The organism is Bacillus sp. FSL M8-0277 (assembly GCF_037975305.1).
GTDB classification, from domain to species: Bacteria; Bacillota; Bacilli; order Bacillales; family Bacillaceae; genus Bacillus; species Bacillus pumilus.
The window spans coordinates 1,017,933-1,041,326 of record NZ_CP150255.1 but is presented as its reverse complement, the minus strand read 5'-3'; the positions used below and the strand labels follow the sequence as shown (position 1 = coordinate 1,041,326).

The 23,394-nt window shown below is 40.0% G+C and carries 24 protein-coding genes; 13 read left to right on the top strand and 11 right to left on the bottom strand.

The features are described from left to right. Positions 1-81 precede the first annotated feature (81 nt). Together MKZ05_RS05020 and MKZ05_RS05015 are read left to right on the top strand one after the other, a co-directional pair. Positions 82-285, top strand: a complete 204-nt coding sequence (locus tag MKZ05_RS05020) for an alpha/beta-type small acid-soluble spore protein (RefSeq protein ID WP_003210761.1) — start codon at positions 82-84, stop codon at positions 283-285. A 286-nt stretch (positions 286-571) separates the two neighbouring features. Beyond that, the gene (locus MKZ05_RS05015) at positions 572-1,189 is read left to right on the top strand and encodes an NAD(P)H-binding protein (protein WP_003212493.1); all 618 of its coding nucleotides are present in this window, start codon (positions 572-574) and stop codon (positions 1,187-1,189) included. Between the two features lie 103 nt (positions 1,190-1,292). On the opposite strand, the gene MKZ05_RS05010 is transcribed toward MKZ05_RS05015, so the two are convergent. After that, the gene (locus MKZ05_RS05010; protein WP_339161648.1) at positions 1,293-3,308 is read right to left on the bottom strand and encodes an ABC transporter ATP-binding protein; all 2,016 of its coding nucleotides are present in this window, start codon (positions 3,306-3,308) and stop codon (positions 1,293-1,295) included. After that, complete coding sequence (locus tag MKZ05_RS05005; RefSeq protein ID WP_339161646.1) at positions 3,305-5,062, bottom strand: ABC transporter transmembrane domain-containing protein; 1,758 nt, start codon at positions 5,060-5,062, stop codon at positions 3,305-3,307. Before MKZ05_RS05005 ends, MKZ05_RS05010 begins: the two co-directional genes overlap by 4 nt. Positions 5,063-5,619: 557 nt before the next feature. On the opposite strand from MKZ05_RS05005, the gene MKZ05_RS05000 reads away from it, so the two are divergent. Then, the gene (locus tag MKZ05_RS05000; protein ID WP_003210990.1) at positions 5,620-6,126 is read left to right on the top strand and encodes a universal stress protein; all 507 of its coding nucleotides are present in this window, start codon (positions 5,620-5,622) and stop codon (positions 6,124-6,126) included. Positions 6,127-6,172: 46 nt separating this feature from the next. Here MKZ05_RS05000 and dat read toward each other — a convergent pair whose 3' ends face one another. Continuing rightward, the gene (dat, locus tag MKZ05_RS04995; protein WP_050945410.1) at positions 6,173-7,030 is read right to left on the bottom strand and encodes a D-amino-acid transaminase; all 858 of its coding nucleotides are present in this window, start codon (positions 7,028-7,030) and stop codon (positions 6,173-6,175) included. 296 nt (positions 7,031-7,326) lie between these two features. Between dat and MKZ05_RS04990 the strand changes: the two genes are divergently transcribed. Then, positions 7,327-8,181: a polysaccharide deacetylase family protein gene (locus MKZ05_RS04990; RefSeq protein WP_339161643.1), complete on the top strand. Its 855-nt coding sequence runs from the start codon at positions 7,327-7,329 to the stop codon at positions 8,179-8,181. A gap of 40 nt (positions 8,182-8,221) precedes the next feature. Here MKZ05_RS04990 and MKZ05_RS04985 read toward each other — a convergent pair whose 3' ends face one another. From MKZ05_RS04985 to MKZ05_RS04975, 3 genes are all read right to left on the bottom strand, one after another. After that, positions 8,222-8,968, bottom strand: a complete 747-nt coding sequence (locus MKZ05_RS04985) for an NAD-dependent protein deacylase (protein ID WP_339161641.1) — start codon at positions 8,966-8,968, stop codon at positions 8,222-8,224. 14 nt (positions 8,969-8,982) lie between these two features. Beyond that, complete coding sequence (locus MKZ05_RS04980; protein ID WP_050945412.1) at positions 8,983-10,071, bottom strand: mechanosensitive ion channel family protein; 1,089 nt, start codon at positions 10,069-10,071, stop codon at positions 8,983-8,985. Positions 10,072-10,235: 164 nt separating this feature from the next. Beyond that, positions 10,236-10,337, bottom strand: coding sequence for a YhdX family protein (locus MKZ05_RS04975; RefSeq protein ID WP_017360338.1), 102 nt, complete (start codon positions 10,335-10,337; stop codon positions 10,236-10,238). Positions 10,338-10,644: 307 nt separating this feature from the next. Between MKZ05_RS04975 and MKZ05_RS04970 the strand changes: the two genes are divergently transcribed. From MKZ05_RS04970 to crcB (MKZ05_RS04960), 3 genes are read left to right on the top strand one after another with little or no spacing between them, the layout of a single operon-like run. Further along, positions 10,645-11,361 (top strand): glycerophosphodiester phosphodiesterase family protein, encoded by a 717-nt coding sequence (locus tag MKZ05_RS04970; protein WP_050945413.1) that lies wholly within the window; start codon positions 10,645-10,647, stop codon positions 11,359-11,361. Between the two features lie 5 nt (positions 11,362-11,366). Then, on the top strand, positions 11,367-11,762 hold the full coding sequence (gene crcB, locus MKZ05_RS04965; protein WP_253622776.1) for a fluoride efflux transporter CrcB: 396 nt from the start codon (positions 11,367-11,369) through the stop codon (positions 11,760-11,762). After that, positions 11,763-12,128: a fluoride efflux transporter CrcB gene (gene crcB, locus MKZ05_RS04960; protein ID WP_339161637.1), complete on the top strand. Its 366-nt coding sequence runs from the start codon at positions 11,763-11,765 to the stop codon at positions 12,126-12,128. It abuts the gene before it with no gap. On the opposite strand, the gene MKZ05_RS04955 is transcribed toward crcB (MKZ05_RS04960), so the two are convergent. After that, entirely contained in the window at positions 12,125-12,517 is a 393-nt protein-coding gene (locus MKZ05_RS04955) for a hypothetical protein (RefSeq protein ID WP_003211103.1), read from the bottom strand. The genes crcB (MKZ05_RS04960) and MKZ05_RS04955 overlap by 4 nt on opposite strands. An 88-nt stretch (positions 12,518-12,605) precedes the next feature. Continuing rightward, complete coding sequence (locus MKZ05_RS04950; RefSeq protein WP_003210868.1) at positions 12,606-13,988, bottom strand: hemolysin family protein; 1,383 nt, start codon at positions 13,986-13,988, stop codon at positions 12,606-12,608. Between the two features lie 334 nt (positions 13,989-14,322). Between MKZ05_RS04950 and MKZ05_RS04945 the strand changes: the two genes are divergently transcribed. Both MKZ05_RS04945 and MKZ05_RS04940 read left to right on the top strand, forming a co-directional pair. Continuing rightward, positions 14,323-14,763 carry a MerR family transcriptional regulator gene (locus tag MKZ05_RS04945; protein WP_034620022.1) on the top strand — a complete coding sequence of 147 codons (441 nt, stop codon included), beginning with the start codon at positions 14,323-14,325 and terminating at the stop codon, positions 14,761-14,763. Positions 14,764-14,821: 58 nt separating this feature from the next. Next, complete coding sequence (locus tag MKZ05_RS04940) at positions 14,822-16,153, top strand: hemolysin family protein (protein ID WP_034620023.1); 1,332 nt, start codon at positions 14,822-14,824, stop codon at positions 16,151-16,153. Positions 16,154-16,193: 40 nt separating this feature from the next. Here the strand turns inward: MKZ05_RS04940 and MKZ05_RS04935 are convergent, their stop codons facing one another. Beyond that, positions 16,194-16,796: a 1-acyl-sn-glycerol-3-phosphate acyltransferase gene (locus MKZ05_RS04935; protein ID WP_003212102.1), complete on the bottom strand. Its 603-nt coding sequence runs from the start codon at positions 16,794-16,796 to the stop codon at positions 16,194-16,196. A 372-nt stretch (positions 16,797-17,168) separates the two neighbouring features. Here MKZ05_RS04935 and MKZ05_RS04930 point away from each other — a divergent pair, with 372 nt between their 5' ends. The 3 genes from MKZ05_RS04930 to MKZ05_RS04920 are packed head-to-tail and all read left to right on the top strand — an operon-like array spanning position 17,169 to position 18,989. Next, a complete protein-coding gene (locus MKZ05_RS04930) occupies positions 17,169-17,660 on the top strand; it encodes a sigma-70 family RNA polymerase sigma factor (RefSeq protein WP_003211938.1) in 492 nt (163 codons plus the stop codon). Next, positions 17,653-18,711, top strand: coding sequence for an anti-sigma factor (locus MKZ05_RS04925; protein WP_003212471.1), 1,059 nt, complete (start codon positions 17,653-17,655; stop codon positions 18,709-18,711). Before MKZ05_RS04930 ends, MKZ05_RS04925 begins: the two co-directional genes overlap by 8 nt. Beyond that, positions 18,699-18,989, top strand: a complete 291-nt coding sequence (locus tag MKZ05_RS04920) for a hypothetical protein (RefSeq protein ID WP_003212420.1) — start codon at positions 18,699-18,701, stop codon at positions 18,987-18,989. The genes MKZ05_RS04925 and MKZ05_RS04920 overlap by 13 nt, the downstream gene beginning before the upstream one ends. Positions 18,990-19,124: 135 nt before the next feature. Here MKZ05_RS04920 and MKZ05_RS04915 read toward each other — a convergent pair whose 3' ends face one another. Beyond that, positions 19,125-19,958 carry a C40 family peptidase gene (locus MKZ05_RS04915; RefSeq protein WP_050945418.1) on the bottom strand — a complete coding sequence of 278 codons (834 nt, stop codon included), beginning with the start codon at positions 19,956-19,958 and terminating at the stop codon, positions 19,125-19,127. 354 nt (positions 19,959-20,312) lie between these two features. On the opposite strand from MKZ05_RS04915, the gene MKZ05_RS04910 reads away from it, so the two are divergent. After that, positions 20,313-21,677, top strand: coding sequence for an alkaline phosphatase (locus tag MKZ05_RS04910; protein ID WP_137054848.1), 1,365 nt, complete (start codon positions 20,313-20,315; stop codon positions 21,675-21,677). Between the two features lie 243 nt (positions 21,678-21,920). Here MKZ05_RS04910 and MKZ05_RS04905 read toward each other — a convergent pair whose 3' ends face one another. After that, entirely contained in the window at positions 21,921-23,336 is a 1,416-nt protein-coding gene (locus tag MKZ05_RS04905) for a SpoVR family protein (protein ID WP_226804861.1), read from the bottom strand. Between the last annotated feature and the right edge of the window lie 58 nt (positions 23,337-23,394).

The window sequence follows — 23,394 nt, the reverse complement described above, 5'->3', positions numbered from 1 at the left end:
GCAAATGACTTGATCATTTCGCTGGTGCGATTCCAGCAAACCCAACCATAAAAAATCATATACAAAAAGGAGATTCACATCATGGCTAATTCTAATAGTTCAAATCAATTACTAGTTCCTGGAGCAGAGCAAGCAATCGATCAAATGAAATACGAAATCGCTTCTGAATTTGGCGTTAACCTTGGAGCAGAAACTACAGCTCGTGCTAACGGTTCAGTTGGTGGAGAAATCACAAAACGTCTTGTGTCTTACGCTCAACAACACATGGGTGGAACAAAAGCTTAATTTCATATCTGGATCATAGAAGGCACCTCTTAAGGTGTCTTCTTTTTTTGTTATTCCCCCTCACCAATCTCCTTTCCAGCTCATATCATGGAGTAGAAAGGAGCGGATCTTCATGGACATTATTTCCGGTATGAACTTTGAACTTCTACAATTCGTAGGTATCTCTCTATTATGTGAATATGCTCATAGTATTCGGTCCTTTCATCTTTATAAAAAAAGCATCACATAAAAGTTGTACCATTTTGGGTTCTTTTCACTTATAGTATGTAGTGGAGGGATCGAACAGATGAAAATAGCTCTTTTCGGTGCTCATGGACGTGTAGGACAAGCATTTCTTCGTTTCGTTCAAGTAGATGATCGTTACATCGTTCGTTCATTGATTCGGACAAACCGAGAAGAAATGCTTGCGGGTATGTTTCAAGTCACCGGCAATTCAAGAAATCGAGAAGATGTGCTTGAGACGATCAAAGGAGCAGATATTGTTGTGAGCTGTCTATCGACAGATGGTGATGATACATTATCTGTTTCAATGGAACATATCGTACAAGCCATGAAGCAATCAAATACATCAAGAATTATTACAATAGGTACAGCAGGTATTTTAAAGGCAAGGCAGCAGCCGGAACTTTACCGTTTTGAAACAAATGAATCAAGGCGGACCACTTCCCGAGCAGCTAAGGAGCATGCCAAAGCGTTTGAACTCCTTCAATCGACTGATTTAGATTGGACCATTATTTGTCCAACCTATTTACCAGACGGAGAAGTGACACGGTCATATCGCTATGAGAAAGATTTTCTCCCTATAGATGGAAAGAAAATTTCAGTTGAAGATACCGCACACTTTTTATATCAGCAGTTAAATTCGAAGGAATTTGTACATCAACGCGTCGGCATTGCTTACTAATGTCGCATAACGAGTAAAGATCGAGGTCTAAAACGATTTCTCGACTTTTTTATGCAAATAAAAAGAGCCTCATTCATAATGAATAGGCTCTTTTTGTGATTCATCAGCTGTTTGCCACAGCACCTTTTTGCAGTTCGTACATTTGCGCATATAGCCCTTCTTGCTGCATGAGTTGATCATGACTGCCCCGCTCGACAATTTCCCCTTTTTCTAAAACCAAAATCATATCGGCTTTCTTAATGGTGGATAATCGGTGAGCAATGACAAAAGTTGTTCGTCCTTCTTTGACAACATCAAGCGCTCGTTGAATGATCGCTTCTGTTTCTGTATCAATGTTTGCGGTGGCTTCATCTAAAATTAAGATCGCTGGATTGTATGCTAGTGCACGAGCAAATGAAATGAGCTGACGTTCCCCTGAGGAAAGAGTACTTCCCTTTTCAACGACTGGTTCATCAAATCCTTCTGGCAGATGCTTCAATAACTCTACTGCGCCTACTTGTTTTAATGATGCTTCAATCGTTTCTCTTTTAATGTCTTCATTTCCTAAGCTGACATTGGATGCAATCGTTCCGGAAAATAAATACGGGTCTTGAAGCACAATGCCCATTTGTTTCCGCAACGTTTGCCGGGACTGGCGATAAATGCTTTCTCCATCAATGAGAATGTCTCCTTGCTGAATGTCATAAAAACGCAGCAGTAAGTTCATAATCGAGCTTTTCCCAGAACCAGTATGCCCCACAAGTGCAACCGTCTGGCCTTTTTTGGCCTCGAACGTAATGTTCTTTAATACATTTTTCCCTTCATTATAAGCAAAGGTGACATCTTGGAACTGAACGTGTCCTTCCATTTCCTTCTGAACAGGTTCTTCCACTGTTGTTCCTGGCTCATCCAATAATCGGAAAACCCTTTCCGAGGAAACCCGTGCTAATTCCAATCTCGAGAATTGGTTCACAATGCCTGTAATCGGCTGAAATAATCGATTTAAATAATCGACAAACGCATAGAGCACACCAATCGACACAATCCCCGTCGCACTTAAGGACGCACCGCCAAAATACCAAATGAGTGCCACATAGGCTAAATTCCGAAGCAGGTTAACTAAGTTATGCGAAAGAAGTGAATTTAAATGAAGCATCTTTCGCTGATATCGAAAGTGATTGTTGTTCAGCTCATCAAATTCCTCTTTCGTCACTTTTTCATGACGAAACGCTTGAATAATGGTCATCCCTTGAATGGCTTCATTTAGCTTGGCATTGATGTCACTAATGATCGAACGAATGCGGTGGTTGTACACCGATGCAAACTTTCTGTAAGTCATTGACCATAGGAAAATAATCGGTACCGCCACCAAACAAATGAGTGCCAGCTTCACATTTAATAAAAACATGGCAATATAAATCCCAATCATGTAAATCGCACTCGTCACGAAATTGGCGAGGACTGTCACATATAAATCACGAATGGTTTCTGTGTCATTGGTGATCCTCGCTACGACCTTTCCAGCAGGTAAATTATCAAAATACCGGATAGGCAGTGTTTGAATATGCTCAAATACATCAACCCTCATTTTTTGAATAATTCGGTTGGCTATTCGCTGTAACAGATAATGCTGCGCATATTGAAAGAAAATCGCAATAACGAGAAGCCCTAGATAAAATAGAACAAGCTGCACCAAACCACTGATTTCCGGCTCGTAAAAAGAGAAAATTTCCTCTTTTGATAAAGGCTGTACTTGATAGGTCTCGCGCTCGTTTCCATTTTCAATGGTAAGTTGATCTCCCGATATTTTTCGGTTTCCGTCAAAGCGAATCGGCTCATTTACAAAATAGTAACCGAATCCGACTTGCACCACATTGATTTGTTTTCCGGATTCCATCTCACTGTCTAATCGATCGCTTCGTATATAGTTATTTCCCTGGTAATAAACGGTTTTGTCTGTTTTTTCATTGACCTCGACATATGGCTTTTCTACACCTAAAATATGATCATCAATCATTTTCTTCCCAATAAATGGTCCTGTCAGTTCAGCACCTACTGCAATGATGAGAAAGATCAAGGCAACAGACAGTACTTTCTTATAAAGGAGTGCGTAGGCAAGGAGTCTTCTTCCCGTTGTCATGCCTCATCCCCTCCTTCCAGCTGGTTTGTCAGCTGTTGACGCAGAAATTGTTCTTTGTACCACCCATCTTGCTGAATGAGCTCCTCGTGAGTTCCCTTTTGGACGATGCGTCCTTCTTCCATGACAAGTATAAGATCTGCATGCTCAACAGCTGATAGACGATGAGTCGTAATAAACGTCGTTTTCCCATGACGATTTTGCCTTAAATTTTCTAAAATAGCGGTTTCTGTTTTTGCATCTACCGCAGAAAGCGAGTCATCCAGTATTAAAATGTCGGGATCTATTAATAAAGCGCGTGCAATGGAAATTCGCTGCTTTTGTCCACCTGACAGCGCCATACCTTTTTCTCCGACCATGGTTTCGAGACCCTCAGGCAAAAGACGTAAATCTTTTTCAAAATAAGCATCTTTGATCGCTTGTGCTAATTCATTTTGTTTTGCGTCTCGATGACCAAAACGCATATTCTCTTCTACACTTTTAGAAAAAAGAATATGATCCTGCGGTACGTATCCGATCCATTGAAATAGCTGATCCAATTCGATCTCTTGGATTGGGACTCCTGATAGCAGGATTTGACCATCACCTGTTGGGTACTGGCGCAGAAGCTGTTTTACGATAGTCGTTTTACCGCTTCCTGTTTTGCCTGTAATTCCGATCGTTTGCCCCTTTCGAATCGTAAAGGACACATCAATTAAATTATCTTTAGGGGAAGTTGGATACCTAAATGTCACGCGATCAAACTGAATATCGCCAGGCTCTTGTAACGTTTTTGGCTGAGAAGCGTCTGTGACATCCGGCTTGTAGCTGAGTGTATGATTCAACCGGTCTAACGACGCATTTCCTCTTTGCATAATATTAATCAACTCGCCGATCGCAAACATTGGCCAGATCATCATCCCAAGATAGACGTTAAAAGCGACAAGCTCACCAATGGTTAAATCACTTTGGAATACAAGATAGGCTCCGTAGCCAATTCCTATTAAGTAGCTGACACCGACAAGTAATTTCACTGTCGGCTCAAACAATGAATCAATGACCGCCACTCTCATATTTTTTTGAAATACATCATCAGTCATTTGACGAAAGCGTTCGACGTCTTGTTTCTCCTGTACAAAAGACCGGATGACCCGGACGCCTGCGACTGATTCAAGCACGCGGTCGTTCATATCACCAAATGCATCTTGAGCAACTGTAAAGCGATCATGAATCTTGCTGCCATAATACGCAATCAAAAGCGCCATCAGCGGCATAGGGATAATCGCCATTAAAGTTAATTTCCAGCTAATCGTCAGACCCATCGTAAAAAAGATCATCAGCATATAAGCAGTGGAATCCACCAATGTCAGAACGCCAAAGCCTGTCGTTAAAGCTACAGCATTCAAATCGTTTGTACCTAATGCCATTAAGTTACCAGTTTTTTTCTTTTCATAAAAGGTGGGTGTCATCTTGAGTAAGTGGCGCATGAGTTTCCCGCGCATTACACGCTCCATGACATTTGCACCGCCAAATAACTGATACATCCAAAAATATGTCAGCGTATAGACGACGACACCTAGCAAGCAAAAAATAGTGACATAAAACATTATACTGGATGTTGTAAATTGACCAGAACGAATGTCATCCACTGCCTGCCCAAGGTATCTTGGTGGCAGCATTTCAAGCACATTCACAATGAGCAGGAGCGTAATGGCGATCGTATAACGCCTCCACTCTTGTTTGAAGAACCAGCCTAATTTTGTAAATACTGAAAACATGTTTGTCTCTCCTTTTAAAGCTAGCCGCTTTCTAGATTTTCTTGGCTGTCACCTTGAATTATTTTTTTGGTTTTTGTCATTTGTCTTGTTTTTGGCATGTTCACATGCTTTCACTCCTCTTCATTTACTTGTTGATCTCCATCCCTTTATTTCGAAATGCGAAATGAATACAACAAAAAAAGAGGCAACCAGCAATCTGGTACGCCTCTTTTCGTCATGTAAAAAGGCGCATGTTGACAAATACGCAACATACGCCTTGATTCATCCGATCAATTGGAACATACGAGTCCCTTTTCAATGACCAATGAAGGTGTAATTGTCACGTGAATCAACCCATTCATGCAGTTTGATTTCATTCTTCCAATGTTGCACATGACATTTCCTCCTTTTGGCTCTTGAATCTTTTTTTATCTTATAGTGGCTGTCACCATTTTGTCAATAAATATTTTTCAATAAATGAAATTTTCTAACAAAAAGTTCACCACCTTCATGTGTATCTTTTTCAGATAACGGGTATACCATGAGTGTAAAGACTCCTTTTGAAAGGAATGAGGACATTGTTTCAAGCTGATCGGATGGTCGTTGCGTTTGATGGACATGAAGACAGTAAGAAAGCATTAAAAAAGGCAATCGCTTTAGCCAAAACCTTGAATGCCAAGCTGACCGTTGCCTATGCACATGATGGCAAATCAAGCAGACAGGTGTTTGATGCACCGCGCCCAATGACTGGCGGAGCTTATATCGGCGGCGGCATGGCAGACCTTCAAACACCCCCTGTGTATGTACCTCATGATGAACAGCAAAGTCCCTTGATTTTTGAAGATCATACAGAAGAGGTCGTTGCAGAAGCAAGAATGCTTTTAAATGAGGAGCAGTTTGAAGCTGCGATTGAAATTGTTGAGGGGGAACCAGCGGAAGCGATTATCGAATATGCTGAAGACATATCAGCAGACCTCATCGTCATGGGAGCACGTGACCAAAGCAGATTGAAAAAAATGCTCTTTGGCAGTGTAAGTGAAAAGTTATCATCAAAATCAGATATACCTGTGCTTATTGTAAAATAAAAGAATCACAAAAGGCTGTAAACATTCGTTTACAGCCTCTTTTTATTTATGAAGAAATCGATGCTTCACTTTCCTGTTTAATTTTTTGCTGGAAGCCTTCCTGTACACGCTTTGTTAACTCTCCTGGAACGCCTTCACCTACTGGCTGACCATCAATTTCAACAATCGGAATGACTTCAGCCGTCGTCGAGCTGATGAAAATTTCCTGCGCGCGCAGCAGCTCTTCTTTACTTATACGCGTTTCTCCAACACTGCATCCCTCTTCTTCACATACTTCAAGAAGCTTTCTACGGGTAATACCGTTTAGAATAAAATTGTTTGCGGGATGTGTGCGAATCACGCCATCAATGACGGCATATACATTCGAGGAAGTACCCTCTGTCACAAAACCGTCTCTAATCAGAATGGCTTCAAACGCACCAGCTTCAGATGCTTTCTGTTTTTCCATGACGTTATATAAAAGATTTAAGCTTTTAATATCACATCTTAACCAGCGAAGGTCCTCAGATAATATAGCCTTTGCACCAGCTGTCTGCTCATGAACAGGCTTTTTCACCTGGAACGTATATGCTGTGATTTGAGGAGTGAGAGAATTGCCATATTGATGTTTACGAGGTGCGACGCCCCGTGTGACTTGAATATACACACCGCCATCTGTTAATTGGTTATGGGCGACGAGCTGTTTTAACTTTTCTTCCATATCTGATACTGCACCTTGAAGATGAATGCCGATTTCTTTTGCACTCTTGAACAAACGCTCTGTATGCTCTTTTAATGTAAACAAATTCCCATTGTATACACGGATGACCTCATAGACACCGTCACCAAATTGATAGCCTCTGTCTTCAATATCCACATGAGCATCCTTTTTTTCAATGAAATCGTCATTATACAATACTTTCATACGGAATCTCCCCTTCGCTTCGCATTAATGGTTGAATCTGATGCTATCTTAGCGGATAAATGGGTATGTTTCAATGATTATTCAGAATTATTTCACATCATGATAAATGGTCAACTTTCTATTGTAACAAAGATAGACTCATAACCAAAAAGATTCCAATTTTTTAGCATCTTCTATATTCATAGGCTCTTTTTTCCTGTATACTTACTCCATATAAACACGACAAAAAACAGTGAAAAAAGACAGAATCTACTACATGATTCGACAAAAATTTTTGATTTATTGGAGCGATTGTAATGCAACGGGTTACGAAAAAACAGACACCTTCAAACACGATGCTGCTCTCAAAGGCGATTGGTTTAGTGATTCTGTCACTGATCCTCTTTTTTATTTGGGATATATCTAAAACCAACATGCAGGCAGCAGACCAGCCGGCTAAAATGTCTGCGAGCAGTCAATTCCGAGACACAAGCACAAGTCTGAAAGCAAAAGATGATTCTACGAAAACATTAGATGCACATTTTAAGATCAACCCAAACAAACACGTAACGGATCAAACGATCTTTTTAACCTTTGATGATGGTCCGTCAGCGACATCAAACCAGCTTTTAGATGTGCTTAAGTCACATCAAGTAAAGGCCACATTCTTCATGCTTGGACCACAGATCAAAGAACATCCGGCAGCTGTGAAAAGACTTCATCAAGAAGGTCATCAGTTAGGGCTTCATGGGATCACACACGATGTGAAACGCTTTTATCAAAAAAGTGATTCTCCCGTCAATGAGATGAAGGAAGATCAGCGCATTTTGGCTTCTGTCACAGGAGAGTATACACACCTTGTGAGAACACCTTATGGCAGCGCCCCAAATTTAACCGATCAGCAAAAAGCACGTTTAAAACAAAAAGGCTTTATCTACTGGGATTGGACAATTGACAGTCTTGACTGGAAATATAAAAGCTCAAAATATGTACCAGAAGTATTGAATCAGCTGCAAGTGCTAGAGACAAAACATCCAAAGGAACCAAAGATCATCTTAATGCACGATCAGCCAGCGACAGCAAAATACTTAAACAGTTTGCTCACACAGCTAAAAGCAAAGGGCTATACATTTGAAGTCCTAGATGAAACAATGGAGCCGCTGCAGCAATAAAGAAAAACCCGCACCTATTGGATGCGGGTTTTTTGATGATTTATAAAGCTTTCACGAGATCACCAATTCGCTCATGAAAGACAAGATCAAACAGTGGATCGTATTCTGTTTCACTCAAATTCATCATCACCTTGAAGATGGAAGGATTTTGAGCCGCATCTTCAGGAATATACCTTGCTGGCGCTACTTCTAGGGAGGTTCTCATGACGAGCAGAAGGTCCGCTTGCTGAAGTGATTTCTCTACTTGATCAAAATGTTTAACCCTGTCTCCAAAAAGGACAACATCTGTTTTCAGCACTTGCCCACATGTCCGTCCGTCTGAGGAAACCTTTAGACATACAGGCACTTCTTCTTGTAATAAATAAGGTAATTCATATGTCGCTTGGCATGATGGACAAGTAGCTGTTTGAATGGAGCCGTGAAGTTCATATACATGCTGGCTTCCTGCTTTTTTATGCAGGCCATCAATATTTTGGGTAAAAATCTCTACAAGTTTTCCTTGTTTCTCAAGGCTTGCTAAGAAGGTATGCCCGCTATTCGGCTCGTACTCCCCGCTCATTTTCATCTGAAACAATTCCTTGAATTTCGGCCAGAATTGATAAGGGTTTGATAAAAAGTAGGAGCGGCTCATCGCTTCCATGCGAGCGGTGTCTTCAGTCCATAAGCCGCCCGTTGATCTAAAATCGGGAATACCTGATTCCGTGCTCATCCCCGCACCTGAAAGCACCATTATATGTGAAGCCTGCGTTAATTGCTCTCTTAGCACTGCCACCTTTGTTTGATCCACGCATCCTTCCTCCTTTATTCACTCAGCTGTTTTTCACCTTTTTGTTTCATGTAAATGGTCTGTCCAGGGAAGGCAAATTCTACACCTTCTTCATGGAAGATATCCATAATACGGTAGTTAATGTCCTGTTTGATATTCAGGTTTTCAGCCCAGGCTGTCGTGTTTGTGTAAAAGTTAAAAAATAAATTCAAATAACTGTCTGCCAGTACATCGAGATTCACCATGATTGTCTCCTTGTGCACCCCATCATGCTCATAAAGCATTTGTTTGAGACGTTTGATACAATGGTCCAGATTTTCCTTTGGTGTATTGTAGGATACACGTACGGAAAACGTAATTTGGCGTTTATTCATTCTCGTCCAGTTCGTGATTGGTTCCTTTGAAAGCGTAGAATTCGGAACTGTCACGACAGCTTCAGCAGGTGTTCTAAATTTTGTACTTCGAAATGTAATGTCCTCGACAGTCCCAAGAACACTTGGCGTCTCCACAAAGTCGCCCATTGTAAAAGGCTTCTCTGTAATGATGACGACCCCTCCAAAAAAGTTCGCCACCGTATCCTGTGCAGCAAGCGCAAAGGCTAGACCCCCTAGACCAAGACCTGCCACAAGTCCATTTACATCATAATTAAATTCCTGTGCAATGACACTAATACTTAGTGCAATAATAATGAAACGAAGCACCTTTGATAAAAACGGCGCTAAAATATCATCCATTTCTAATTCAAATTTTGAATTTACTTTTTGAAATAAGAAAGAAGAAGCTGCTGTTAGATTACAAAGCCCCCATGTCAGCATCAATATAATGGAGGATCTATATAATTTGACGATGACATCCATATGATGCTCAAAGTATGGTGCCTGTCTTAACGCAAAATATAACCCAAGTGCAACAAAAAACAGTCTGGCTGGCTTTTCGAATGCCACAACAATTTGGTTAATGACCTCCGTTTTAGACCGATTGGTCAGCCTAAAGAGAAGATGAAATAAGTACTTCGTAAATACTTTCCGAAGCAATAAAAAAAGCAATAAAATACAAAGGCTAATACCGATTTGGATCGCAACATCTACTGTAAAATATGTATCCATCCATTTTTGTGTAATCATGTTTGTCTCTCTCCTTTAAAACAATCCTCTCTAGTTTATAATATAACCTTCGTTTATGTCCTCTCATAAATGTCTGACCTCTAAATAAAAAGCCTCGGGATCAGTCCCGAGGCATGATGTTCAATTATGAAATTTTGGCTAGAGACATATCGACGGGCAGCAAACTACTTTTTCTTCTGAGCCTGATCAAGGAGAGTCGCTTTAAACATTTCAGCATCCGTTTCGGCCTTAATACGTTCTTCCACTCTAATTCTCCCTTTACCCAATCATCTCGCCTCCTTTTCATCATTATAAAACATCAGAATTTTCAGTCAACATGACGAAAGCACTAATATTTTGGCGAACGCTGACGATTTGGACAAAATTGATCGAAGAAAAAATTGATGTACTTCAGATTTACTCAATCATGGCTTGGGATATTCCTGCAACTTTTTACATTTGTATTCTCATACTTTCTTAGCAATCCGATTCACCATTACATACAGCTCTTCTTTCGTCCATATAGTAAAGAAGGAAAAACGGTAAAGCATTTGATATGATAAGACCAGAACTTAAGTCAGGGAGCTGGAGCATGTGTATATTATTGCGCATAGAGGGTCATCAAGCGCTGCCCCAGAAAATACAATTGCTGCATTTGATTTAGCTGTTCAGCAGGGTGCAGATTATATTGAATTAGATGTACAGCTCACATTGGACCAGCACGTCGTCGTGATCCATGATGATACAGTTGACCGAACGACGAACGGGAACGGCTTAGTCAAAAGCTATACACTCGATCAGTTGAAAAAACTGGACGCAGGAAGCTGGTTTGACCAACAGTACACAAATGAACGAATTCCAACATTACACGAAATTCTTGAAAGATACAGCCAGCGGATCGGGATATTGATCGAGATCAAACACCCAAAACGGCAGATAGGAATTGAAAAGGCAGTTGCCCGCATCGTCAATCGTTTTGCCTATTCTCGTCATATCATGATTCAATCTTTTGACGATCATGCACTGCAAAGAATCAAAGCTTTCGCCCCTTCTCTTCGAACAGCTTTGATTATAAAGCCTAATGCATTTAAACTGACGAAAAGAAAGTTAACGGCATACAGCTCGTTTGCAAATTGTCTTAATATGAAAAAAACGATGATCAATAGATGGTGGATAGACCGCATCCACACATTCGGGATGGATGTGTTTATATGGACTGTGAAAGATCAAAAAACAGCCGATCGGATTAAAAAATATCCCGTTGATGGTGTCGTGACGGATCATCCGCTATTTTTTCTAAAGGAGAAATGATGTAAATGAAAGCGTATCTTGCCGTATTTATTGGTGGACTGATTGGGACACTTTGCAGATATGAACTAAGCCAATCGATTGTCAGCCAAACATTCCCCTATGCAACGCTAATCGAAAACGTGACAGGCAGTCTGCTTCTTGGTTTTTCAACAGGATATTTTATGTTCCAAAAGAGAAAAAAATATCTTGCCGCTTTGATCGGAACAGGATTTTGCGGAGGTTTTACGACAATGTCCACTTTTTCTAAAGAAACGATTCTTTTATTACAGACCGGGCAAATCACTTCAAGTGTGATCTACATCCTGCTCTCAGTCATTGCAGGAGTAGCGGCTGCCTTATGTGGACTAATGCTAGCTCAACGACTCTTTCATCAAAATAAGCAGCAGAGAGGAGGCAGATAAATGATCGTTTTATATACAGCTATTGCCGGCGGGATTGGCAGCGTCCTTCGTTTTTTGATTAGCCAAACGATACAGAAATCTAAGTCTCATGCTCGATTCCCGTACAGTATTATTCTCATCAACTTATTAGGTGCTGCCGGTTTAGGTATACTGACAGGTGCCGTGACTGCTAATCATCCGCTGCTTGTGATCATTGGAACAGGTTTTTTCGGTGGCTTTACAACATTCTCTACGTTTAGTGTAGAGTCTGCGACCATGCTACAGCAGCGGCAAATCGGAAAACTTGCTGTCTACTTATTGACGACAATCATCGGGTCTTTCTGTCTCTTTACTGCGTTCTATCAAATAGGACAACACCTTTTTTAAATATTGGTGATCGCAGCTAAGCTAATGAGCAATTGATCCATAAGCTGGCGCTTCATTAAAAAGAGAGTTTTCTCACTGTAGCCGATTTCCATCGCACACTTGGCCATCCGCCAATCTCGAAAGTATTTGTAATCGATGAGCTGCTTCTCTATCTCATCCAACTCTTTTAGTGCTGTTTCAATACAAGCAACGATGAGTTCATACTGATTTTTTTGCTCTTCTAACTTCTTCCGTGTCATGTGATCCAAATGATGCGGATTTCTTTTTTCAAGCTGTCTTTCGATATTTAAAATCGCTGCCTGGTAATTTTTAAAATTCTTCAAATGAAACTCAATTCGTTTCATTGAGGTTTTTTTCTCCGTGATACTGGCTGTTTCATACCAAAGCATATCCATCCCCCTCAATCGAACGTTTGTTCTCATTATAACCCGAACAAGCATTCGCAAAAAGAGACTAAATACCTAAAAAACCTCGAGCTTATTTTTCGCTCAAGGTCATTTCATTTACTAACAGCGGCTCTTTTATATCAAGCCCTGTGCGTGTATTTCCTTTTTCTGATGATGTGACGCCTTTCTTTAGGTCGATCTTTTTCACATAGCGTCCATCCATCTCCAAGACCTTCATCCGAATATCATCAAGATAAATGGATTGTCCTTCTCGGATATCAATGTTCTCATTTAAGATTAACCCGCCTATTGTATCAATTTCTTCATCATGATATGACATTTCGATCAAATCTTGAACTTCATCTAATCTGACTTTGCCATCTAAAACATAATGATGATCGGCTCTTTTTTGAATAACCGGCTGCTCATCTTCATCGAATTCATCTCGAATATCGCCAACAATCTCTTCTAAAATATCTTCTGTTGTGACAAGTCCAGACGTTCCGCCATATTCGTCGGTTAAAATCGCCATATGCATTCGATCGCGCTGCATCTTGACAAGAAGCTCTTGAATAGGAATCGTGTCAATGACTTCAATCACTGGATATATATAATCTTGAATCTTCAGTTGATCTTTTTCTCCTTGATACACAAGATCTGCAAAGAGCTGCTTTTTGTTCAGCATGCCGATGACATGGTCTTTATCGCCTGAAAACACAGGAAAGCGTGTATACTTCTCCTGCGTCATGATGGAGAGGATTTCATCCAGCGGCATATCTTCTGGAATGGCACAAATTTCTCTCCGCGGGACCATGATTTCTCTGGCAATTCGATTATCAAAGTCGAAAATTTTGTTCATATAATTATATTCTGATGGGTTGATTTCCCCATTTTTTAAGCTCTCAGATAATAAAATCTTTAATTCCTCTTCAGAATGGGATTGTTCTTTTTCAGACCCCATATCGATGCCCATCATTTTGGTTAGAACACGGGCTGACCCGTTTAACACATAAATGAAAGGGAACATTAGGATATAAAATGCATGCAGCGGGCCTGACAGCCAGAGCGTCATTTTTTCCGCCTTTTGAATCGCCAGTGTTTTTGGTGCAAGCTCACCGACGACTACATGCAAAAAGGTAATAATAGAGAACGCAAGTGTTGCTGAGATCAGGCTGATTGCTGAATCAGGAATGTTTGTCAAACCGAAACCTCGAACCAAAAGTTCTTTTACAGCTGGCTTACCAATCCACCCTAAACCAAGGGATGTCACTGTAATACCGAGCTGACAGGCTGACAAATATTCATCCAGCCTTGATGTCACCTTTTTCGCCACGATGGCCTTTTTAGACCCTTCGGCAACAAGCTGATCAATTCTTGAGCTTCTCGCCTTTACTATGGCAAATTCAGATGCAACAAAGAAAGCTGTTAAAGCAATCAAAACACCGACTATACTCAGATTAACAATATCGTCCATTTAACCTTGCTCTTTCTTAGAAGAACAAGGAGTCACCTCCTGATTGATGATGTTATGTTTTGCAAATCGGTTAACTGATTAAATAAGACTATATTGAGGGCCCCACTTAACCACCTCCGGTTCACGTATAAATCCGCTTCTCTACATATAGATGAAACGGTCTTCATTTTATCTTACCATAAATAATCTGAAAATTCCTGTATCACTATGTTAAATTTGACAGGACAATTTAGACTGAGAAATCCCTTTCTCCTCTTCATATCGGCAGGAAATATGAACAATTAACTTGTATTTCAGGCTAGAATTATATTAAACTATTTTCATAAACTATAACGTGACGGTTAGGAGGAGATGTTCAGATGGGGCTGAGAAAAAGTATCGTATTGGTGAACTAGCACAGATTGCACAGGTGACGAAACGTACTGTAGATTATTATACAAATCTAGGGTTGCTTGCGCCTGTTAGATCTTGCTCAAATTATCGTTATTACGATGAACATGCTTTAAAACGATTACAATTAATCGTTCTTTGCAAACAGCAGAGATTGGCTCTTTCTGACATCAAATCCAGATTAGATGAACAATTCCCTTCTCAAAAGGAAGATCCTGATGAACTTGTCCATTTAACATCTGATATCGATCGGATGAACGAGCATATGGACCGCATTTTGGTACGTTGTAAGCAGCTTCAACCAGAACAACGTGAAAAATTAAAAGAGCAGCTTACACCTGAGAAGATGACGGCTGTCCAATCATTTTTACTGCTGTTAAGTTAAAATTTTTACTAAACAGGAGGTGTTACCTTCGTTCTCAAAGTCAGAACGAAGGCCTTAATTGGACATAGTTAATTTACTTATAGTTGCTTTGCTTATAGCTTTAACCGCATTTTTCGTTGCATCAGAGTTTGCGATCATTCGCTTAAGAAGCTCAAGAATTGATCAGTTAATCGCAGAAGGTAATAAAACAGCAGTTGCTGTCAAGCATGTCACGACTCACCTTGATGAGTATCTGTCGGCCTGTCAGCTCGGTATTACCATTACCGCCCTTGGTATTGGTTGGTTAGGGGAAGAAACAATTGCGCACATGCTTGCTCCACTGTTTGTAGAGCTGTCCATTCCTCAATCAGCTAGTTCTATTGTCACTTTTATTATTGCGTTTAGTATTATGACGTTTTTACACGTTGTGGTTGGAGAACTTGCACCAAAAACACTCGCCATTCAAAAGGCGGAGCAAGTATCTCTTCTCTTTGCTAGACCACTCATGATTTTTTACAAAGTGATGTTCCCGTTTATCTGGGTATTAAATGGATCTGCTCGTTTGTTAACAAAAGCGTTCGGTCTTCAGCAAGTTTCTGAGCATGACATGGCGCACTCTGAAGAAGAATTGCGGATTATTTTATCAGAGAGCTATAAAAGCGGCGAAATTAACCAGTCTGAATTCAAATATGTAAATAAAATTTTTGAATTTGATGACCGTCTGGCGAAAGAAATTATGATTCCTCGTACCGAAGTTGTCAGCTTCCCTCATGATATTACCATTGAGGAAATGCTGAAGGTGACCAAGGTAGAGAAATATACACGTTATCCAATTGAAGATGGCGATAAAGATAATATGATTGGTGTTCTGAACATTAAAGAGGTTCTTACTGCATGCATTAGCGGTGAGTGTTCTACAAGTGATACGATCGAAAAGTTTGTCAATCCAATTATTCATGTGATTGAAACCGTTCCTGTACATGATTTATTGCTCAAAATGCAGCGTGAACGTGTACACATGGCGATTTTATCAGATGAATACGGCGGTACAGCTGGTCTTGTGACTGTAGAAGACATCCTTGAAGAAATCGTCGGTGAAATTCGTGATGAATTCGATATGGATGAAATCAACGAAGTGCGTAAACTTGGAGAAGACCATTACATCTTTGATGGAAAGGTTCTAGTGGACCAAGTCAACCTGCTCTTAGGTACGCAGCTTGATAACGAAGAAGTCGATACGATCGGCGGCTGGTTCCTTACTCAGAAATATGAAGTTGAGAAAAATGACACCATTCGTGAGCAAGGCTATGAATTTATCATTAATGAAGTCGATGGACACCATGTGGTATATATCGAGGTCAAAAAGTTAAATGAACAATTAGCAGAAGCCGCTGAAGAAGGCGCTTCTTAAGAAAAAAAACGACCCTTGCCAAAGCAAGCGGTCGTTTTTCTTATGCCTTTTCCATTAATTGAGCTTCAAGTTCTTTAATTCTCGTGTTTAATACTTCCGTCATGGCACCTAATCGTTCTTTTGGCGGCAGATGCTCAAATTCTGACTGCTCAATCGGTTCACCAATAATTAAGCGCATTTTCCCCTTTTTGAAAAGACTTTTCGCATTGGACGGTCCTTTGTACGCTGCTGGAACGATTGGTGCTTTACCGAGCTGTGCAATAGTAACCGCACCTCTTTTTAAAGGTACATCCTCTGTTGTACGTGTTCCGCTTGGAAAAATCCCGACGATCTTTCCCTCTTTTAATAATTTAATGGGCGTTTTAATACTGCTTGGCCCAGGATTCTCTCGATCAACTGGAAAGGCATGAATCTTCTTTAAAAATCCACCGATCCATTTGTTTGCAAACAATTCTTTTTTCGCCATGTAGTGGATCTCAAACGGAAGAATTCCTGCGCCTAATGCAAGAACATCCACAAAACCCTCATGTGTACATGCAATGACAAATCCCCGATCCGTTGGCAGATTCTCTTTTTGATATACTTTGATTCCGCCTCGGAGAGTAAATACTACTTTAATGGTATAGCCTGAAAATTTATACATAGTGCACTTCCTTTGTTTGAAGAATGAAGGATTTGTTTCTATTATAACAAATTTTTTATTACCTGGTACTAAAATTTTCATGAAACAGCCAAACCATCACATCATTTTTCTTTCTAAATCATCGTTCTTTCTGTATTCAGGTCTATGGTTTTAGGAGAGAATAGAAGAGGAATTGTGTCCAATTTTGTCGTTTTTTAAGGTTTTTTCCTGATTTGTTCTATTGAAAATGCTTTATAAATGACGCAAATTTCGCTATGATAAGGAGAAATGATTTTGATTCGGCGAAAGAAATGAGTATTGTACGGTATTGAGAAGTTTCGTGCAACTTTATGCCTTTCTTATGCGTGTATAACATAGAGGGGAGAAAAATCAGTGACGATCGATGAAATTTATCAAATGTATATGAACGATGTTTACAGGTTTCTGCTCTCCATGACAAAAGACAAACATTTGGCAGAAGACTTATTGCAGGAAACCTTTATGCGTGCTTATATACATATTCATTCCTACGACCATAGCAAAGTGAAACCTTGGTTATTTCAGGTGGCACGAAATGCTTTTATTGATTATGTCAGGAAACATAAAAAAGAAGTGACCATATCGGATGATCTTATTGGCGGCCTTTTACAAACGTCTGTACAAAGCCCTGCTGAACAGGTTGAAATAAAAGAAGTCCTCAACATGTATTTGGAACAGCTTCCAGATAACTACAAGGAAGCGTTGACATTGTATTATTTAAAAGAACTGAATTACAAGGAAGCATCCAAGGTCATGAATATTACTGAAGCAAATTTTAAAAGTGTTTTATTTCGTGCAAGGCAGCGCCTAAAAGCACTTTACAACAGAGGTGTTAATGATGAATGAAGAGTTTAACAAGCGATGGGAACAATATAATAATGGTGAGATGAACGAGGAAGAAATGATAGCGTTTGAAGAAGAGCTTGAAGAAAACGAAAAACGCTTAAGTCAGGAACTGAACGACTCGGATTGGACCGATTTTTCCATCAGTCCTGAAAAGCAAAAAGCCATCTTGCAATACGGAAAAAGAAAGTCTTATTTACGTATTTCTGTACTTGCTGTCATCTCTACACTTATTATTTTACCGCTTTGTACATTAGGAAGTTATCTATACTACGGCGTTGGCGGAGCAGAGAGCAAAGGGAATCACTTCATGGAAACAGCCGCTGTAACAGTCGCTTTGACGAAACCAAACGTGGCGATTGATATGAAGGATTTAAAAGGCCAAGTCAAGCTTTTTGGAATGAACACCGAATTGAAGCTGCAAAAACAAATTGGCAATAAAACAGAAGCCATTGGCAGTGAGCAAATCGAGATGTTTTTCGATAAATTAAAGCAGCCTACCATCTCATATTATGGTGACAGCGCACGCGATACGGAGGATTTCTTTACCCATCCTTCTACTCAGGCAGATGCATCAAAAAAACAAACACTCACTACTTTAGACAAGCTTCCTGAAGGAACAGTCAGTGAAGTGTATGTTTCCTATGACAAAGCGTATACACCAAAGGACGTTTATTCCTTTGCTAAAAAATATGATATGAAAGTGCTCTGGAATGCGATTAAAACAGAGGATTCATTAAGCGAGAATCAGCGGCCAATTGGCTTTCCTGGGAGAGACTCTGAATTCTTAAAAGAGCTTCAGCACACATCAAAAACAGAGGTAGATCAATTTAAAGATGCCCTTACTTATGTCAATCAGCACCCAACCTGGGCAAAAACGATCTCTGGCAGATCTGAACTGGATCTGTCAAACCGCATACGCTATATCAATCAAAATGGTGTCACGATTTATGGCTCTGTGATCACAGGTCCTTCGAAAGAAATCGAGAAATTCGTGAAGACAAAACGCATTAAAACGGCAAAAGTGAGCGAGGTGGAATTATGGAATTGGTAAGAATTTTTAAAGAGCATAATGTATTTGGCTGGATTTCTGTCGGTACAGCGATATTATCTCTGCTCATGCTGAACCTCGCCATTATCAGTAATGTGACATTTTATTCTTTTCAGATGCTTCCTTTTGCAATGGCCGCAGTTCCATTTGGCATTATTGAACTGTTCATTAAAAAAGGCCGTACGGGCCCTGGGTTCCTTGGTGTCGTTCTGAATATCTTTGTCATTCTTTGTGTCTATGCCATCGTATCGATCGATGTCGATCTTCAATTAGGCTTTTAAGCCGTTCTCAAAATGAAAAGCCCGAGTTACTTGACTAATGCCAAGTCGCACGGGCTTTTTTGAATATCGATTTATGTTCTTAAGTCTACAGCGCAAATAAAAAAGACTGCTTCATCAGCAGTCTTTTAAAATAAATTAGTTTACAAAAGTTTTCGCTCCAAGGTAAATCGGCTTCCAGTAGCTTGAATTCATATCACTGATCGTCACACCATCGGAAGCAGCATGAATAAACTTGTTGTTCCCAATGTAGACACCCATGTGAGACGGACCCGATTTATATGTTGTAAAGAACACAAAATCTCCAACCTTTGGAGAAGATACGCTTTTCATTGATCCCCAAAAACCTTCAGTTGTTTGTCTCGAAATCTTTTTTTGTTTGTTAATGATATACCACATAAACCCGCTGCAATCAAAGCCCTTTGGTGTCGTTCCACCCCATCTATATGGTGTGCCATTGTGCGCTTTAGCATCCGATACAAGCTTAGACGTGTTTAAAGAAGAAGCAGAAACTGTTTTTTCTTTAACAGGTGTTGTCTTCACTTTTTTAGACGACTTTTTGACCTTTAGCTTTTGCCCAATTTTGATCAGGTTTGTTTTGAGTTTATTTAACGATTTCAGCTCTTTTACAGTCATGCCGTACTTTTTGCCGATTTTAGATAATGTATCACCTTTCACAACTTTATGAGTGGCTGTGGCTGACGCCGCTTTTACTTTTGTTGTTGTTTTGGATGTTTTCGTTGTTTTTTTTGCGGCAGTACCATTTACTTTTAACGTTTGTCCAACATAAATCGTGTTAGATTTCAGCTTATTGTCTGATTTAATCTTGCTCACGCTTGTCTTATATTTTTTCGCTAAAACAGAAAGAGAGTCACCTTTTTGAACTTTTACTGATTGTGCTGAGGCAGCTCCGGCAAATAATGTCGTCCCAAGTAAAACTGCACTTGCAGCTGTGATCAATTGTTTTTTCATTTGTTCCTCCTGTATGTATCTATCGAGATCCGAATTTTTATCTACTTACTATTATAAGGATCAAATACCAGAAGAAATAGTCTTGACTTCCTACGACATTATGCTTATTAATTCGGCAAAATTTATTTTTTTTTAGGGTTCTTTTTATTTCATTTTCATTACACAATCATGACAAAATAAACGCATCTTGTCATGGATAAATGATACATTCATTTCTCTTTTTGGCTCATTCTATGTAAAGTGGGCCTTTACAATTTTAAAGGGAACTTTACGATCCTGTAAATGGGAATCCACAATTCTGCTCTACCATTGTAAACGTAAGAGCGATACATAAACATTGAGGAGGCAAAATGAATGAGTGTGTTGAAAAGCTCGAAAACGAAAATCGCTGCAGTGGCGGCAGCATCTGTGCTATCGATTGGCATTTTTTCAGGAATTGAATTTGGACAGGCTGACAAAGCAGAGGCTAAAAAGAAGCCAAAAAATGACGTACAAAATGTGATCGTGCTGATCGGGGATGGCATGGGAACACCGTATCTTTCAACTTACCGTTCATTTAAGCACAACGGAGACCTTTCAAAGCAAACAGCGTTTGACCCTTACCTTACTGGCATGCATAAAACATACCCTAACGACTCGAAAAGCAATATCACTGATTCTGCCGCAGCTGGTACAGCTATGGCAACTGGTAAAAAGACATACAACAATGCCATTGGTGTAAACAAAAACGGCAAAAAATTAAAAACCGTTTTAGAAGAAGCCAAACGCAAAGGAAAATCGACGGGTCTTGTCGTGACCTCTGAATTAACAAATGCCACCCCTGCTGCGTATGCGGCTCACGATGTATCGAGAAAAAACACAGCAGCCATCGCTGATGATTTCTTCGATGAAAAAATCGGTAAACAGCATACAGTCGATGTCATGCTTGGCGGAGGTCTCGTCGATTTTGTCCGAAAGGATCGTGATTTAACGAAGGAATTTAAGCAAGCCGGATATGATTATGTCACCAATAAAGATGCCTTACAAAAAAACAAAAACCAAAAGGTGTTAGGCATTTTTGCTGATGGCGGTCTTGATAAAGCGATTGATCGTGATAAAAAGACCCCTTCCCTGCAAGACATGACATCCTCAGCCATTAAACAGCTGTCTAAAAACAAAAATGGATTTTTCCTTATGGTCGAAGGCAGCCAAATTGACTGGGCAGGACATGATCATGATATTGTGAGTGCCATGAGTGAAATGAAGGATTTTGAAAAAGCATTTGAAGAAGCGATTCGTTTTGCAAAAAAGGATAAAAATACGTTAGTCATCACCACTGCCGATCATTCAACTGGCGGACTTTCCTTTGGGGCAGACGGCTCAGGTAGCTGGGATTACAAACCGGTAAAAGCAGCGAAAAAGACCCCAGATTTTATCGCAAACAAAATCGTCAGTGGCATGCCTGTTGAATCAGCGCTGAAACAATATATCGATCTTGATTTCACAACAGAAGAAATGGCCTCTATTCAAAAGGCCGCTGAAACAAAGGATACTGTTAAAATTGATGATGCGATTGAAGAAGTGATCAACGTGAGATCACATACAGGCTGGACCACATCAGGTCATACGGGCGATGAAGTGCCATTCTTTGCGTATGGCCCAACAAGCCAAAAGCTAAAAGGTCTGATGGAAAACACCGATCAAGCAAAACACATTTTCAAGCTGCTGAAAAACCAATAAAACTGACAAAAAAGATGTCTGCTAAGAGACATCTCAGCGTGTAGACAAACCCTCGCATTCGTTGTCAGGTCTGCGCGCCGGTGCTCACGAATGTCAAATTCGCTCCGCAAAAGTAGCTGCCCTTCCTAGACTTCAAAGGTTTTCTATCACGCTGAAAAGAAGACAAAGTGCTAAAATAAAAATCATTTTAGCACTTTGTCACCAATCTAAGATGTCTGCTAAGAGACATCTTTTTTTGTTTTTTTATGCGAGATATTTTCTATGAACTCCTTTTCCATCATACGAAAACATGACTTCTTTTCCTTCAAGAATGGATTCGATATGCACACTTCTTCCCCATAGCTGATGCAAATATGGGAGTACTTTTTCTAAGTATTTCAGATCTAGTTCAATGCCCTCATACCAATGTTTAATATAGAGTTCATTGTTTTTTAAATAGTCGCCATCCATCACGGTCAAATAAGGAAAGCCGCCATTGACCCTCATGCTGACTAGCTGATCACGAACAGCCTTCCATTCTTTATCGATGACTTTATAATCTCTCCCTTGTTTTTGAAACAAGTACAAATCTTCTCTCATCACAAGGTCTTTTGTTAAGTAATTTCGAATGAAGGAAATATCTGATTCAATCTCCCTTACTTCAAACATTTTGCTGCGGCCCGATCCTTCTGTCACCCCTGCTTTTTTTAATTCTTCACATGGGTTGTCATAGCGCTCTTCGATATCTTCAAAAATCTTCAAACCTAAATAGTAAGGATTGATGCCTGTTTTTGACGGTTGCACCACGCCAGCATTTAATTTGGCAAACTCAATCGATTCATTTGAATCCAAATCAAGCTCTCGCATTATCCTCTGATGCCAATACGATGCCCAGCCTTCATTCATAATCTTTGTTTCTAGCTGAGGCCAAAAATAGAGCATTTCCTCCCTCAGCATCGTGAGGACGTCGCGCTGCCACGGCTCTAACTCCCGGGAGTGCGCCTCAATAAAGAGTAAAATATCTTTTTCCGGCTTTGGCGGAAATGGCTTGGCGATTTTCTTTTTCTCACGTATTTTCGGCTCATCCATTCCCCACAAATCATCATACGGCGTCTGACGCTTTGGTTGGTCATCTTCATATTCTTCTTCATCGCCGATATTCCAGCTTAGTTTTGAACGAACAAGAGACGGATCAATATGCTCCTGAAGAGCCAATACGGCGTCTAAAAAGGATTCAACTTCTTTTGTTCCATGAAGATGCTCATATTCTTTGATCCGCTCTGCCGCAGCTGACATGCTTTCTACCATGTCTCGTTTTGTGTTTTGGAAACGGCAATTATTTTTGAAGAAATCACAGTGTGCCAGTACATGAGCCACAATTAATTTATTCTGAACAAGCGTGTTGTTATCAAGTAGAAAGGCGTAGCAAGGATTTGAATTGATGACCAGCTCATAAATTTTGCTTAATCCTAAATCATAATGAAGCTTCATTTTATGAAATTGTTTCCCGAAGCTCCAGTGGCTGAATCGTGTTGGCATTCCGTATGCACCGAACGTATAAATAATTTCCGCGGGACAGATTTCATACCTCATCGGATAAAAATCTAGACCAAATCCTTCTGCAATTTCTGTAATTTCATCAATGGCTCTTTGTAAAAGACGTTTTTCTAATACGCTCAAGGAAACCATCCCTCCTCATCGGACTTATCCCTACTATATGAGCGCATCTAAAAAAACA

Bases quoted from the DNA above. Each gene is read 5' to 3' on its own strand.
- MKZ05_RS05020 (WP_003210761.1), top strand. From the start codon at position 82: ATGGCTAATTCTAATAGTTCAAATCAATTACTAGTTCCTGGAGCAGAG.
- MKZ05_RS05015 (WP_003212493.1), top strand. From the start codon at position 572: ATGAAAATAGCTCTTTTCGGTGCTCATGGACGTGTAGGACAAGCATTT.
- MKZ05_RS05010 (WP_339161648.1), bottom strand. From the start codon at position 3,308: ATGACAACGGGAAGAAGACTCCTTGCCTACGCACTCCTTTATAAGAAA.
- MKZ05_RS05005 (WP_339161646.1), bottom strand. From the start codon at position 5,062: ATGTTTTCAGTATTTACAAAATTAGGCTGGTTCTTCAAACAAGAGTGG.
- dat (WP_050945410.1), bottom strand. From the start codon at position 7,030: ATGAAAGTATTGTATAATGACGATTTCATTGAAAAAAAGGATGCTCAT.
- MKZ05_RS04990 (WP_339161643.1), top strand. From the start codon at position 7,327: ATGCAACGGGTTACGAAAAAACAGACACCTTCAAACACGATGCTGCTC.
- MKZ05_RS04980 (WP_050945412.1), bottom strand. From the start codon at position 10,071: ATGATTACACAAAAATGGATGGATACATATTTTACAGTAGATGTTGCG.
- crcB (WP_253622776.1), top strand. From the start codon at position 11,367: ATGAAAGCGTATCTTGCCGTATTTATTGGTGGACTGATTGGGACACTT.
- crcB (WP_339161637.1), top strand. From the start codon at position 11,763: ATGATCGTTTTATATACAGCTATTGCCGGCGGGATTGGCAGCGTCCTT.
- MKZ05_RS04955 (WP_003211103.1), bottom strand. From the start codon at position 12,517: ATGCTTTGGTATGAAACAGCCAGTATCACGGAGAAAAAAACCTCAATG.
- MKZ05_RS04950 (WP_003210868.1), bottom strand. From the start codon at position 13,988: ATGGACGATATTGTTAATCTGAGTATAGTCGGTGTTTTGATTGCTTTA.
- MKZ05_RS04935 (WP_003212102.1), bottom strand. From the start codon at position 16,796: ATGTATAAATTTTCAGGCTATACCATTAAAGTAGTATTTACTCTCCGA.
- MKZ05_RS04925 (WP_003212471.1), top strand. From the start codon at position 17,653: ATGAATGAAGAGTTTAACAAGCGATGGGAACAATATAATAATGGTGAG.
- MKZ05_RS04920 (WP_003212420.1), top strand. From the start codon at position 18,699: ATGGAATTGGTAAGAATTTTTAAAGAGCATAATGTATTTGGCTGGATT.
- MKZ05_RS04915 (WP_050945418.1), bottom strand. From the start codon at position 19,958: ATGAAAAAACAATTGATCACAGCTGCAAGTGCAGTTTTACTTGGGACG.
- MKZ05_RS04910 (WP_137054848.1), top strand. From the start codon at position 20,313: ATGAGTGTGTTGAAAAGCTCGAAAACGAAAATCGCTGCAGTGGCGGCA.